General features: G+C 68.0%; 12 protein-coding genes. 4 read left to right on the forward strand and 8 right to left on the reverse strand.

Annotated elements, in window-relative coordinates; all coding sequences use genetic code 11:
* Position 1: 1 nt before the first annotated feature.
* From IRT45_RS25300 to IRT45_RS25320, 5 genes are all read right to left on the reverse strand, one after another.
* The gene (locus IRT45_RS25300) at positions 2-961 is read right to left on the reverse strand and encodes a proline dehydrogenase family protein (RefSeq protein ID WP_194808369.1); all 960 of its coding nucleotides are present in this window, start codon (positions 959-961) and stop codon (positions 2-4) included.
* Between the two features lie 37 nt (positions 962-998).
* Complete coding sequence (gene pruA, locus IRT45_RS25305; protein ID WP_194808370.1) at positions 999-2,636, reverse strand: L-glutamate gamma-semialdehyde dehydrogenase; 1,638 nt, start codon at positions 2,634-2,636, stop codon at positions 999-1,001.
* 112 nt (positions 2,637-2,748) lie between these two features.
* The gene (gene dapC / locus IRT45_RS25310) at positions 2,749-3,855 is read right to left on the reverse strand and encodes a succinyldiaminopimelate transaminase (RefSeq protein WP_309241150.1); all 1,107 of its coding nucleotides are present in this window, start codon (positions 3,853-3,855) and stop codon (positions 2,749-2,751) included.
* A gap of 14 nt (positions 3,856-3,869) precedes the next feature.
* Positions 3,870-4,193, reverse strand: coding sequence for a ferredoxin (gene fdxA / locus IRT45_RS25315; RefSeq protein ID WP_030514872.1), 324 nt, complete (start codon positions 4,191-4,193; stop codon positions 3,870-3,872).
* A 290-nt stretch (positions 4,194-4,483) separates the two neighbouring features.
* Positions 4,484-7,096, reverse strand: a complete 2,613-nt coding sequence (locus tag IRT45_RS25320; RefSeq protein WP_194808371.1) for a bifunctional FO biosynthesis protein CofGH — start codon at positions 7,094-7,096, stop codon at positions 4,484-4,486.
* A gap of 186 nt (positions 7,097-7,282) precedes the next feature.
* Here IRT45_RS25320 and IRT45_RS25325 point away from each other — a divergent pair, with 186 nt between their 5' ends.
* The 4 genes from IRT45_RS25325 (at position 7,283) to IRT45_RS25340 (ending at position 12,732) form a co-directional block, all read left to right on the forward strand.
* On the forward strand, positions 7,283-8,143 hold the full coding sequence (locus IRT45_RS25325; protein ID WP_194808372.1) for an LLM class F420-dependent oxidoreductase: 861 nt from the start codon (positions 7,283-7,285) through the stop codon (positions 8,141-8,143).
* A 169-nt stretch (positions 8,144-8,312) separates the two neighbouring features.
* Positions 8,313-8,795: a PH domain-containing protein gene (locus tag IRT45_RS25330; RefSeq protein WP_194808380.1), complete on the forward strand. Its 483-nt coding sequence runs from the start codon at positions 8,313-8,315 to the stop codon at positions 8,793-8,795.
* Complete coding sequence (locus IRT45_RS25335) at positions 8,792-10,600, forward strand: PH domain-containing protein (protein WP_375540153.1); 1,809 nt, start codon at positions 8,792-8,794, stop codon at positions 10,598-10,600. Before IRT45_RS25330 ends, IRT45_RS25335 begins: the two co-directional genes overlap by 4 nt.
* Positions 10,601-10,776: 176 nt before the next feature.
* On the forward strand, positions 10,777-12,732 hold the full coding sequence (locus IRT45_RS25340; RefSeq protein WP_194808373.1) for a GMC family oxidoreductase N-terminal domain-containing protein: 1,956 nt from the start codon (positions 10,777-10,779) through the stop codon (positions 12,730-12,732).
* Positions 12,733-12,739: 7 nt separating this feature from the next.
* On the opposite strand, the gene IRT45_RS25345 is transcribed toward IRT45_RS25340, so the two are convergent.
* The 3 genes from IRT45_RS25345 to IRT45_RS25355 all read right to left on the reverse strand — a co-directional run.
* Complete coding sequence (locus tag IRT45_RS25345; RefSeq protein WP_094028110.1) at positions 12,740-13,105, reverse strand: DUF742 domain-containing protein; 366 nt, start codon at positions 13,103-13,105, stop codon at positions 12,740-12,742.
* Positions 13,106-13,111: 6 nt separating this feature from the next.
* Positions 13,112-13,501: a roadblock/LC7 domain-containing protein gene (locus IRT45_RS25350; RefSeq protein ID WP_030514865.1), complete on the reverse strand. Its 390-nt coding sequence runs from the start codon at positions 13,499-13,501 to the stop codon at positions 13,112-13,114.
* A partial coding sequence (locus IRT45_RS25355; RefSeq protein WP_194808374.1) for a hypothetical protein occupies positions 13,494-13,712 on the reverse strand: 219 nt, incomplete at its 5' end. The genes IRT45_RS25350 and IRT45_RS25355, both read right to left, overlap by 8 nt.

The raw sequence follows: 13,712 nt of genomic DNA on the forward strand, positions 1-13,712 counted from the left end.
GTCAGCGCTCGGCGAGGGCGCGGAGGAAGAAGCCGAGGTTGGCCGGGCGCTCGGCCAACCGCCGCATCAGGTAGCCGTACCACTGGTTGCCGTAGGGCACGTAGACCCGCACCGCGTGATCGGCCTCGGCGAGGCGCTGCTGTTCGATCGAGCGAATGCCGTAGAGCATCTGGAATTCGAAATGGCCCGGCGCGCGCCCGTTCCGAACGGCCATATCGTGCGCGGCGGCGATCATGACCGGGTCGTGGGTGGCGACCATCGGATATCCCGAGCCGGCCATGAGCAGTTCCAGGCAGCGCAGATACGACTCGTCCACATCGGCGGTGCGCTGGTAGGCGACATACTCCGGCTCGCGATACGCGCCCTTGCACAACCGGATTCGCGCGCCCTCGGCAGCGGCGACGCGGCAGCGATCCTCGGCACGGCGCAGATAGGTCTGGGTGGCGACCGCCAGCCAGGGATAGTCGGCACGCACCATGCGCACGGTCGACTCGGTGGTTTCGGTGGTGGTGTGATCCTCGGCGTCGACGGTGATCCACACCCCCGCCTGCTGTGCCCGCTCACACAGCGTGTGCAGATTCGCGGTGGCGATCTCGGGGCCGTCGAGCCCCAGCGACTGACCCAACGCGGAGAGTTTCACCGAAACCTCCACCGGTGCAACGGATTGCGTCGGCCATGATCGGGCCCGGTGGTTCCAACGAGCCAGATCGTCGATCAATGCCAGATATTCGGCGACGGCGTCGTCGGCCATCGACCGCTCGGTCGTGTACTCACCGAGAAAGTCGACGCTCACCATCCGGCCGCTGTCCAGCAGTGCGGTGACGACCGGAGCGAGGTCGGTGCGTGTCTCCCCGGCCACGAATCGATGCACGACCTCGGCGGTGACCGGGAACCCGGTGATCGCCCGCTTCATTCGCACCGAACCGGCGGCGGCGAGGATGGCAGGACGCAGCGGGTTCATCGTCGCGCCCTGCCGGGGGTGGCCACCGGTTCGCCGTTCATTCCGACTCCATGTGCGGATACCGGTAGTCGGTCGGTGGCACGAAGGTTTCCTTCAGCGTGCGGGGCGCGACCCAGCGCAGCAGATTCAGATACGACCCGGCCTTGTCGTCGGTGCCGGAGGCGCGCGCACCGCCGAAGGGCTGCTGACCGACCACCGCGCCGGTCGGCTTGTCGTTGACATAGAAATTGCCCGCGGTGAAGCGCAGCGTGCCGGCGGCCCGGTCGATCGCGGCCCGATCGCGGGCGAAGACCGCCCCGGTGAGCGCGTAGGGCGCCGCCGAATCCACGTCCGCCAGTATCGAATCGAACGCCTCGGGATGATCGTCGTCGTACACGTACACCGACAGGACCGGGCCGAAGTATTCGGTGGTGAACGCCTCGTCACGCGGCGTATCGGCGAGGAGCACGGTGGGCTGGACGAAGAAGCCCTCGCTGTCGTCGTAGGTACCGCCCGCCGGAATGCCCAGGCCGGCCGAGCGGGCCCGCTCGATCGCGGCGACGTTCTTGTCGTAGGCGCGCCGATCGATCACCGCCCCACCGAAATTCGACAGATCCGCCACGTCGCCGTAGCTCAGTTCGTCGACCTGGGTGAGGAAATCGTCGCCCATCTCCCGCCACAGCGAGCGCGGAATATAGGCACGGGAGGCGGCCGAACACTTCTGTCCCTGATATTCGTAGGCGCCGCGAATCAGCGCGGTACGCAGGGCGCCCGGATCGGCCGAGCGGTGCGCGAGAATGAAATCCTTCCCGCCGGTCTCCCCCACCAGCCGCGGATATCCGTGGTAGCGGCCGATATTCGAGCTCACCCGCTGCCACAGGTGCTGGAAGGTGCGGGTCGAGCCGGTGAAGTGGATACCGGCCAGGCGCGGATCGGTCAGCGCGGCCTCCGACAGTTCGATGCCGTCACCGGTGACCAGATTGATCACCCCCGGCGGCAGCCCCGCCTCCTCGAGCACCAGCATCGTGTAGTAGGCCGCCAGTGTCTGGGTGGGTGAGGGCTTCCACACCACGGTATTGCCCATCAGCGCCGGCGCGGTCGGCAGATTCCCGGCGATCGCGCTGAAGTTGAACGGGGTGATCGCGTAGACGAAACCCTCGAGCGGGCGGTAGTCCATCCGATTCCACACGCCCGCAGACGATTCCGGCTGCTGTGCCAGGATGTGACTGGCGAAGGCGACGTTGAACCGCCAGAAGTCCACCAGCTCGCAGGGCGCGTCGATTTCGGCCTGATACGCCGATTTCGACTGGCCCAGCATGGTCGCGGCGGCCACCGTCTCCCGCCACGGCCCGGCCAGCAGATCGGCCGCCCGCAGCAGCACCGCGGCGCGCTCGGTGAACGGCAGCGACCGCCACTGCGGCGCCGCGGCCGTCGCGGCTTCGATCGCGGCCCGGCCTTCCTCCTGAGTCACATCGGCGTAGGTGCCCAGCGCGTGCGCGTGCCGATGCGGCATCACGATCTCGGAGCGGGGCCCGGTCCCCGGCCGATGCTTGCCGCCGATCACCAGCGGCACATCGACCGTTCGCCCGGAGATTTCGTCAAGTTTGCCGATCAGTAGTTCTCGTTCCCGGCTCCCCGGCGCATACGAGTGAACCGGCTCGTTCGCCGGAGTCGGGACAACCGTGACAGCGTCCATAACGCCAGGCTAGTCCGGTCATGCGCCGATGCAGCGGTAAACCGGCGAGTACGACGCGCGTCGCGTCGCCGGTCGATAGCTGACCTCGCCGGGGCGGGGCCCGGCCGCCGTCTCAGGCGGACAGCCGGACCGCCGCGGCCGCGATGCGTTCGTCGGTCGCGGTCAGCGCGATGCGCACGTGCTCGGTACCGGTGGGACCGTAGAAGTCACCGGGTGCGGCGAGGATGCCGCGCTCGGCGAGCCAGTCCAGCGTGGTGCGGCAGTTCTCGCCGCGCGTGGACCACAGGTACAGGCCGGCCTCGGAGTGGTCGATGCGAAAACCCGCCTCCACCAACGCCTTTCGCAGCACCTCGCGACGAGCCCGGTAGCGTTCACGCTGCTCGGCCTCGTGCCGGTCGTCGGCCAGCGCCGCGGTCATCGCGGCCTGGATCGGATACGGGACCATCATGCCGGAATGCTTACGCACCTCCAGCAGCTCGCGGATCAGCTCGAGGTCGCCGGTCACGAAACCGGCCCGATAGCTGGCCAGATTCGACGTCTTCGACAACGAGTGGATGGCCAGCAGACCCGTGTGGTCGCCGTCGCTGACGCGCGGGTCGAGGATGGAAACCGCCTCGGCATCCCAGGTCAGGCCCAGGTAGCACTCGTCGGAGGCGACGATCGCGCCGCGTTCGCGCGCGAACGACACCACCTTGCGCAGATGGTCGATGCCGAGCACCCGGCCGGTGGGGTTGGACGGCGAGTTCAGATAGATCAGCGCCGGCGATTCCGGGCCCAGCCGGGTCATGCCGTCCGCGCGCAGAATTCGCGATCCCGACAGCAGCGCGCCCACCTCGTAGGTCGGATACGCCACCTCGGGAATCACCACCAGATCCGCGGGGCCGAGGCCGAGCAGTCGCGGCAAGCCGGCGATCAGTTCCTTGGTGCCGATCACCGGCAGCACCGCATCGGAGCCGATGCCGGACATGCCGAAGCGGCGCGCGACCGCCGCCACCGCGGCCTCCCGCAGTGCGGGGGTGCCGTAGGTGGCGGGATATCCGGGAACGTCGGCGGCCGAGTCCAGCGCCGCGCGGATCAGCGGATCGACCGGGTCGACCGGCGTACCCACCGACAGGTCGACGATGCCGTCGGGATGCGCCGCGGCGCGAGCCTTGGCCCCGGCGATGGTGTCCCAGGGAAAATCGGGCAGCAGACTGCTGACCCGCACACGATCGCGGATCACCGAAGCGTTACCTACTCGTTCGCCATCGGCGGCAGCGCGGCGATGAACGGCACGTCGTAGTCGGTCTTGCCGACCTTGGTTGCGCCGCCGGGCGAGCCGAGGTCGTCGAAGAAGTCGACGTTCGCGTTGATGTACCCGCTCCACTGGTCCGGGGTGTCGTCCTCGTAGAAGATCGCTTCCACCGGGCACACCGGCTCACATGCACCACAGTCCACGCACTCGTCGGGTTGGATGTACAGCATGCGATTGCCCTCGTAGATGCAGTCCACGGGGCATTCCTCGATGCACGCCTTGTCCTTCACGTCAACGCACGGTTCAGCGATGATGTACGGCACTGCCGTTCTCCTAGTCTGTCCTTGCCTGCGGGACACTTCCGCCCGCGCAACAGTATCCCGGCGACTCACATTACAACTGGTCAGCCTTGCCTAACTTGTCGATCCCGACGGGATGCGACACACCGTGTCCGGCGATGTTCTCCAGGCCGGTCCGGCGGTGTTCTCCGCGCCGGCTCGGCGGTGTCCGATTCACCGTGTTCGCCGCGTCCGGTTCACCGGGGCCACTGTGTGCGCGACGCCGCCTCCGCCAGTTCCGAGACTCCGGTACCGGAAGCGGCGCCGCGCCGCGATCAGCCGACCGTCAGCGGCAGGGCCGACACCTGGTGTTTCGGTATGCCGTAGGTGGTGGTGCGCTCCCGCACCGGGCGACCGATCCCGGCGCCGATCTCGACCAGTTCGGCCACCGACTTCGCCGAGCCGTGCTCCGATCCGGCCATCCGGGAAATGGTCTCCTCCATCAACGTACCGCCCAGATCGTTGGCGCCGCCGTTGAGCATCACCTGGGTGCCGGTGATGCCCAGTTTCACCCAGCTGGTCTGGATATTGGTGATACGCCCGTGCAGCATGATGCGCGCCAGCGCGTGCGCCGCGCGGTTGTCCCGGATCGTCGGCCCCGGCCGCGACGCACCCGCCAGATACAGCGGCGCGCTCTGATGCACGAACGGCAGCAGCACGAATTCGGTGAACCCGCCGGTCTCGTCCTGAATGCCGCGCAGCACCCGCAGGTGGCCGACCCAGTGCTTCGGATTGTCGACGTGGCCGTACATCATCGTCGAACTCGACCGAATGCCGAGTTTGTGCGCGGTGGTGATCACGTCGATCCATGCCGAGGTGGGCAGCTTGCCCTTGGTGAGCGCCCAGCGCACCTCGTCGTCGAGGATTTCCGCTGCGGTGCCCGGAATCGTATCCAGCCCGGCCTCTTTCAGCGCCGCGAGCCAATCGTGGATGCTCTGCCCGCCACGCGAGGCGCCGTTGACGATCTCCATCGGGCTGAAGGCGTGCACGTGCATCGAAGGCACCCGCTTCTTGACCGCCCGCACCAGATCGGCGTACCCGGTGACCGGCAGGTCGGGGTCGATGCCGCCCTGCATACACACCTCGGTGGCACCCTCCACATACGCTTCCCAGGCGCGTTCGGCGACCTCGTCGGCGGACAGGGTGAACGCGTCGGCATCGCCCTTGCGCTGCGCGAACGCGCAGAACCGGCAGCCGGTGTAGCAGATGTTGGTGAAGTTGATATTCCGGTTCACCACGTAGGTGACATCGTCGCCGACGGTATCGCGGCGCAGCTGATCGGCCAGGGCGGCGATGGCGTCGAGTTCCGGGCCGTCGGCGGTGGCCAGTGCCAGGTACTGGTCGTCGGTGAGCCCGGCCGGATCCGTCTCCGCGGCGCGCAGGGCGCTCAGCACGTCGGTATCGAGCTTCACCGGTGCGCTGAGCGAAAGTACTTGTTCCCGAACGGTTTCCCAGTCACCGAAGGCGCCGAGGCCGTCGCTGTCCAGCCCGGAATCGCTGCGGGACTCGGTGTTGCGGCCCTCGGTGTCGATGGCGGTGTTGAGATCCACCCGGCCCAGCGACTCCCAGGACTGGTCGGGTTCCTGCCACGGACGACCGGACGGATTCACCTCGCGAGCCAGGCCGGTGCGCGGATCGGCCAGTGCGGCAACATGTCCCAGCACCCGCGGGTCGATCCAGGGATTGCCGGCGAGCACATATTTCGGATGGGCCGTCAACCGCTCGGTCAGCGTGTAGCCGGCCTGTGCGGTCACCTCGGCGAGGACCTCGAGGTTCGGCCACGGCCGCTCCGGATTCACGTGATCCGGGGTCAGTGGCGACACCCCGCCCCAATCGTCGATACCGGCGTCGATCAGGGCCCGGCACTCGTCGAGCGACACCAGATTCGGCGGGGCCTGAATCCGCATCTTGGGCCCCAGCAGCAGCCGGGTCACCGCGATCGTGGCGCGGAACTCCGCCAGGTCGGCGTCGGGGGTGTCGCGCATGGCGGTATCGGACTTGGCCAGGAAGTTCTGCACGATCACCTCCTGCACATGCCCGAATGCCTTGTGCGACTTGCGGATCGCGAGGATCGAGTCGACGCGCTCGGCATAGGTCTCACCGATGCCGACGAGGATCCCGGTGGTGAACGGAATGCTCAGCCGCCCCGCATCGGTGAGGGCACGCAGCCGGACCTGCGGATCCTTGTCCGGGCTGCCGTAATGCGCCTGACCACGTTCGGTGAACAGTCGCTCGGAGGTGGTTTCCAGCATCATGCCCATCGACGGGGCGACGGGCTTGAGCCGCGACATCTCCGCCCAGCTCATCACTCCCGGATTCAGATGCGGCAGCAGGCCGGTTTCCTCGAGCACCCGGATCGACATGGCACGCACATAGTCGAGCGTGGAATCGTAGCCCCGCTCGTCCAGCCACTGCCGTGCCTCCGGCCAGCGGTCCTCCGGGCGGTCGCCGAGCGTGAAAAGCGCTTCCTTACAACCCAATTCGGCACCCTTGCGGGCGATCTCGAGCACCTCGTCGGGCTCCAGATACATGCCGTGACCTTCGGCGCGCAGCTTGCCGGGCACCGTCACGAACGTGCAGTAATGACATTTGTCGCGACACAGGCGGGTCAGCGGAATGAACACCTTGCGCGAATAGGTGATGGGCAAGGTGTCCCCGGAATACGTCTCCCGCAGGCCCGCGTCCCGCACCCGCACCGCGGACGCGGACAGATCCTCGAGATCCGCACCGCGTGCGTGCAGGAGCACCACGGCCTCGTCGAGATTGAGCGTCGCCCCGTCGCGCGCACGCCGCAAGGCTCTGCGCATGGCCGAAGAACTCGGCGGAACGGGCGGTACACCAGGAGTCGGTAGCCCAGTGTGCGGTTGTTCGTTCACGCCGTCGATCATGCGCCAACCATCCGAGTGTTCTCCCTTCGGTGCCCTGTGACGTGAGACAACCCGGTGGCCTTCGCGGGTTATTCCTGCTTCCGGCGACCAGTTTGCCCCCGCGCATCCAGCGTCCACGACTGTGCTGGTGAGAGCACTACCGGCTAAAATTCCGGTCCCACCGGATACAGACGAGGCGGCGATGCCATGCGATTCGGATTACACGGCCTGGGAATCGGCTCCGGATCCCGGCCGGAGATCATCGACGTGACCGCCCGGCAGGCCGAACGCCGCGGCTTCGGCACGCTGTGGTGCGGCGAGCACGTCGTGATGGTCGACGATTCGTCGTCCACCTACCCCTACTCCGACGACGGCCGCATCGCCGTCCCGGCCACCGCCGACTGGCTCGACCCGTTCACCTGCCTGACCTACGCCGCCGCGGTCACCTCGACCATCCACCTGGCCACCGGCGTCGTCCTGCTTCCCGAGCACAACCCGGTGATCATGGCGAAACAGGCGGCGTCGCTGGACCGGCTCAGCGAGGGCCGATTCCGTCTGGGCATCGGCATCGGCTGGTCCGAGGACGAGTTCGACGCACTCGGCATCCCCTTCGCGGGGCGAGCCGCGCGCACCGCCGACTACGTCCACGCCATCCGAACGCTCTGGCGCGACGACCCCGCGACCTATGACTCGCGGTACATCTCCTTCCACAACATCCGCGTCCACCCGAAACCCACCCAGTCCCACCTGCCGATCCTCGGGGGCGGAAACAGCGACCGAGCCCTGCGGCGGGTCGCCGACTGGGGAGACGGCTGGTACGGCTTCAACCTCGACAGCATGTCTGCGGTGCGAGACCGGCTACACCGCTTGACCGGGTTCTGCACGGACGACGGCCGCGACATCGCCGACCTGCACGTGGCGGTGGCATTACGCACCCCGGCCCGCGCGGACGTCGCCGAACTGACCGACCTCGGCGTCACCGAACTCGTCCTGGTGGACGCACCGCCGGACAGCCCGGACGAGTGCATCAATTGGGTAGACGGGCTCGCCGACCGCTGGATCCCCTGATCGCGCCGGATCACGGCACCCGACAAACGGCTTCACCGGCCGCATCCGGCCGTCACCCGAAATACGCTCCGGCCGAGATCGGTTCGGAGAACGCGCACGAGACCCGAATGCCGCATTCCATGTCACGATGGCTGGTATGACCCGGTCGCCGGAAGATTCGCCCGCGCGCATGATCTTGGCGGCTCCGGCGTGGCGGGCCAGTCGGCGGGCTCCGCTGTTGTGGGCGGCCGGGCCGGCGATTTTCTGGGCGTTCGTGCTGGTGGGTGGGCTGGTGTGGGTGGTACTGGACGGCTCGCGTCGGGGGTGGGCGCTCGGTCTGGTGGCGGCGACGGTGGTTGCGGCGGGGTTCGGCGTGGTGGTCGTGCCGATGTGGCGGTATGCCGTGCATCGGTGGGAGGTGACCGAGAGCGCGGTCTATACGCGGACGGGGTGGTTCAACCAGGAGAGCCGGGTCGCGCCGATTACGCGGGTGCAGACGGTCGATACGCATCGCGGGCCGTTGGAGCGGATGTTCGGGTTGGCGACGGTCACGGTGACCACGGCCTCGTCGGCGGGAGCGGTGCGGATCGCGGCGCTGGATCTGGAGGTGGCCGAGCGGACGGTGAATCGGCTGACCGATATCGCGGCGATTCACCGGGAGGATGCGACGTGAGTGATTCGCCCGTGGGTCCGGCGGCCGAGGACTGGCGGCGGCTGGATATGCGGATGCTGCTCGTGCACCCGGTGCGGGAATTGTTCAAATACATTCCCGTGCTGTTGGGCGCGGTGATCGTGGGAAGTCAGAGCGGTGGGCCGGCGTGGAGTCCGGCGGCGGTCGCGGGAGTGATCGTGGTGTTCGCGTTGACGCGATGGTTCACCACCACATACCGGATCGGTGCCTATACCGTGCAGTTGCGCCGCGGCTTGCTGCAGCGGCGGACCTTGACGGTGCCGCGGTCGCGAATTAGGTCGGTGGACGTGCACGCGGATCTGATGCACCGGCTGCTCGGATTGGTGGTGCTGGTCATCGGCACCGGGCAGCACGCCGATCGGGAGAAGCGGTTCCACCTCGACGGGGTGGATGCGCGACAGGTGCCCGAACTGCGGGCATTGCTGTTGCGGCCGGCCGAGAACACGCAGCCGGATCCCGCAGCGGCCGGTGCTTTCGGCGTGAGCCCCGGACTTTCTGGTCGCAGTGCCGCCCTGACCGGTGACCAGGGAACCGAGGCTGAGCACGTCGATCCGAATAAGCCCGCACAGCAGAGCAATTCGGTCCACAACGGGATCAGTGCCGGACGGGCCGCACTGCAGCGAGCGTTGAACGGTGGCGAATCCGGCGCGCTCGCGGACGACGCGATCGAGATCGGGCATTGGCGGCCGCGCTGGGTCCGCTACGCGCCGCTGTCGCTGACCGGCCTGGCCATCGTCGGGCCGGTGATCGGTCTGGCCGCGAAGGTCGGCGTCGCCGATGTGCTGGTGCACTCCGAAGCCGTGCAGGACCTCACCGAACACAGTGCGGTGTTCATCGCCCTCGCCGTGACGGGCGCGGTGGTGGTGCTGGTGATCGCGGCCATTGCGGCGTGCATCCGATATCTCACCACGTATCTCGGTCTGCGCGTGCTCGACGACGGCACGGCGTTGCATATCCGCAGCGGCCTGTTCACCACCCGCCAGACCACGCTCGATCTCTCGCGGCTGCGCGGTGCGACCGTCAAGGAACCCCTGCTCCTGCGGCTGGCCGGCGGTGCCGAACTCGAAGCCATCATGACCGGCACCAGTCCGCGTCAGAAGCTGCTCCCTCAGGCCCCGCGCGCCGCCGTCGACCGCACCCTGGCCCAGCTTCTCACCAGCCGTTCTCGTCGCGGCACCGCCGGGAGCGAACACGCTGCGCCACAACAACTCTGGGACGACCCGGCAACCGCAGCCGCTCCCGCGTCGGTAGCACTCGAACAGCACGGCCCGCGCGCGCGACGCCGGCGCTACACGCGCGCCTTCATTCCGGTGTGGATTCTTCTCGCCACCTTCGCCGCGATACTCCTTGCCGGACTGCATGTGCCACCGTGGGCATGGGTCGTTCCGGTGATCGTCGCGCTCGTGGCGGCGGCCCTGGCACACGATCGCTATCGAGGACTGGGGCATGCGGTGATCCCGTCGGACGGTGAGCGTCCGGTCTGGCTGATCACGCGGCGCGGGGCGCTCGATCGTGACCGTGACTGCCTGGAGGCACCGGGCGTGATCGGGTGGACCGTCCGGCAGACCCTTTTCCAGCGGCGGGCCGGACTGGTGACGGTGATCGCGGCCAGTGCGGCGGGGAAGAAGAAATACAGCATCGTGGATCTGCCCATCGAACGGGCATGGACGCTGATCGACCAGGTGACGCCCGGCCAGTTGGGCATGCGCGCGGAATACGAGACGACTCCCGTTCCGACACCGGACTCCCTGCCGGAGGATGCCGTCGCGAAACCGCGCGGAGCGTGACGCCGGCGCACGGTCACAGTGCCTATCATCGAACCATATGTAATCGACAGTTCTCCTGCAGAGACGCATATCGGCCCCGAAAATTGGGCGACATCAGCAGGAATGATGCCGATAAGTGAGCGCGTATTCACGCATCGTGATACAACTCACCCCAATGTTGTGAAAGGTGAGCTTTTATGGAACCGACAGCGAAGCAGCGCGCAGCCCTGGGCCTGATCTGCGATACGTTCACTCCGGGTGACGGGCTGAGTCTGCCGTCGGCGACCGAACTCGGATCCGTGGCGACGGTCTTCGACATCCTGAGCCGCAACCCTCGCCCGGCCGAGAGCCAACAGCTCGCCACCCTGCTCGATCTGTGGGATTCGCGAGTGGCGGGCCTGCTGCTCGGCAACCGTGGCAGGCGCTTCTCGTCGCTGACCGCCGACGAGCGCGAGCGCACCCTCCTGCGCCTCGGCGATTCCCGAATCTCGGTGAAGCGCACGCTGTTTCAGGCCCTCAAGCAGGCCGCTCTGCTGTCCTACAACGTCACGCCCGGCCCGACCGGCAGCCACCCGCTGTGGAAGGCCATCGACTATCCGGGCCCGCCCGGCACCCTCGCCTCGGCTCCGGCCCCCGCTCTGTCCGTGCTGCGCCCGACCGAACCGACCACGTTGACCTGCGATGTCGTCATCGTCGGCTCCGGGGCGGGCGGTGGCACCGCCGCCGCGGTACTTGCCGAGGCCGGACTCGACGTGATCGTGCTGGAACGCGGAAACTATTACGACGACCGGGATTTCGGCGCCGGCGAACTCGACGCCCTGCTCAACCTCTACGCGCCCGGCCCGCCCGCCACCAGTGAAGGTCAGATCACCCTGGTCGCGGGCACCTGCCTGGGCGGCGGCACGGTGGTCAACTGGAGCACGTCGTTGCGCACCCCGGACGAGGTGCGCGCCGAATGGGCTGGACTCGGTGCGACTCAGTTCGCGCAGGACGAATACACCACCGCCCTCGACGCGGTGACCGGGCGCCTCGGCGTCAACGATCGCCACTCCCCGCTCTCCGCGCGCGACAGCGTGCTGGAACGCGGCGCCACCGCCCTGGGCTGGCATATCGACACCCTGCCCCGCAATGTCGGCGACGCCTGCGATGCCGGCGTCGAATGCGGCCGCTGCCCTTACGGCTGCCGCGTCGGTGCCAAACAGTCGGTCACCAAGACCTGGCTCGCCGACGCCGCGGCCCACGGCGCGCGGTTCGTGGTCGACGCGAACGTGCGGCGCATTCTCGTGAACAACGGTCGCGCCGAGGGTGTTTCGGCCGTCGGCTCGAACGGAACCCCGATCGAGGTGCGGGCCCGTGCGGTGGTCGTGGCCGCGGGCGCGGTGCAGACCCCGGCGCTGCTGAAGCGATCGGGCCTGCGCAACAAGAACATCGGCAACTATCTGCGACTGCATCCCGCGGCGGCGGTCTTCGGCGTCTTCGACGAGCCGATCCGGCCGTGGGAGGGCGGTATGCAGGCGCGGATCAGCCGACAGCACCGCGATCTGGACGGCAACGGCTACGGCGTCATCTACGAGACCGGACCCATCCATCCCGGCATGGGCGTCGGCTTCATGAACTGGCGTGGCGCGGCGGCCTACCGGGCGAATCTGCTGGAGCTGCACAAGTCGGTGGCGCTGGGAGTGATCACCCGCGACCGCGACCACGGCAGTGTGGGCGTCGACAAGAACGGCGAAGCGGTGGTCTCCTACCGGCTCTCCGACCACGATCGCGGCCATCTGCACACCGGAATCACCGGCGCCGCACAGATTCTCGAGGCCGCCGGGGCACGCCGCATCTACTCCGGACAGCAGGCCGGCCCCGCCTACGAGCCCGGCCGCACCGGATCGCACGCCGAATTCGCCGCCGCCTGCGCCGCCGCCGGCTACGAGCCCGGACAGTGCGCGATGGGCGCGCTGCACATCATGGGTTCGGCGCGGATGGGCGGTGCACCGGACATGTCGGCGGTCGACCCCGACGGCGCCACCTGGGATGTGAAGAACATCGTCGTCGCCGACGCGTCCTGCTTCCCCACCGCCTCCGGAGTGAATCCGATGGTCTCGATCGAGGCGATCGCCTACATGAACGCGAAACGCCTTGCGGCGCGGCTGCGCTGAGCCCGGGTCAGAGCCCTCGAATGCCGTCCAGCAGCGCCTGCAACAGGCCGACGTCGGATGCCTCGTCCTGACGAGGCTGGCGGTATTCGAGCCGGCCGTCGTCGATGAGATCGCCGACGAGCACCTTCGTCATGGTCAGCGGAAGTTCCAGCCGCGCAGCGACTTCCGCGACCGACTGCGGGGTGCGGCACAGCTCCACGATGGCGGCGTATTCGGGTTCGTGACGGCGCAGCGCCGCGCCCCGGCCGATATCGACGACCAGGGTCAGCATGTCCAATTCCGGCCGGTTGCTGCGGCCACGTCCCTGCGTGACCGCGTACAACCGGACCAGTGGTCCGGCCTCGTCGTCGAACCAGGCGTCACCGTCGTTCACGGTGACTCATCGTCGGTCGACGGCAAGATGTGAACCGACCCGCTGCACGGTCTGGTTCATCGCGTAGGCGACCATGCCCAGATCGGCGTTGTCCGCGGCCAGGAGACCCAAGCACGCGTTGTCACCCGCGGCGGTGATGAACAGCACCGCCCGGTCGAGTTCCACCATGGTCTGGCAGACACCGCCGGCGTCGAAATGATGTCCGGCGCTGCGGGCCAGGCTGTGCAGCGCGGAAGCCATCGCACAGAACCGCTCGGCATCGGAGTTCTCCAGCTCCGAGGAGTTGCCGAGCAGCAGTCCGTCGGTGGACAGCAATACGGCGTAGCGGACACCGGTGAGACCCTTCACCAGATCGTCGAGCAGCCAGCCGACGTCACTTCGGTTGGGATTAGCCATCTTCACCCTCGTCTGTGTCGAAATGGGATGCCGTGGAGCCGGTTTCGGCAGCGGGTCGGCGGCCCTGCCGGGTGCCCTGCTCGACGGCGCTGATCAGGTTGCGAGCTTGGTCGGCGGTGCGTTGCCGAACGGTATTCGTGCCGGCCGCGGGCGTGTCGTCGCGATCGGCCGACCGCACCCGGCGCGGCAGCGGCGGACGGCCCTCCCCGGC

This window comes from Nocardia sp. BSTN01 (assembly GCF_015354405.1).
GTDB lineage: Bacteria > Actinomycetota > Actinomycetes > Mycobacteriales > Mycobacteriaceae > Nocardia.

Bases quoted from the DNA above. Each gene is read 5' to 3' on its own strand.
- IRT45_RS25300 (WP_194808369.1), bottom strand. From the start codon at position 961: ATGAACCCGCTGCGTCCTGCCATCCTCGCCGCCGCCGGTTCGGTGCGA.
- pruA (WP_194808370.1), bottom strand. From the start codon at position 2,636: ATGGACGCTGTCACGGTTGTCCCGACTCCGGCGAACGAGCCGGTTCAC.
- IRT45_RS25320 (WP_194808371.1), bottom strand. From the start codon at position 7,096: ATGATCGACGGCGTGAACGAACAACCGCACACTGGGCTACCGACTCCT.
- IRT45_RS25325 (WP_194808372.1), top strand. From the start codon at position 7,283: ATGCGATTCGGATTACACGGCCTGGGAATCGGCTCCGGATCCCGGCCG.
- IRT45_RS25330 (WP_194808380.1), top strand. From the start codon at position 8,313: ATGATCTTGGCGGCTCCGGCGTGGCGGGCCAGTCGGCGGGCTCCGCTG.
- IRT45_RS25340 (WP_194808373.1), top strand. From the start codon at position 10,777: ATGGAACCGACAGCGAAGCAGCGCGCAGCCCTGGGCCTGATCTGCGAT.
- IRT45_RS25350 (WP_030514865.1), bottom strand. From the start codon at position 13,501: ATGGCTAATCCCAACCGAAGTGACGTCGGCTGGCTGCTCGACGATCTG.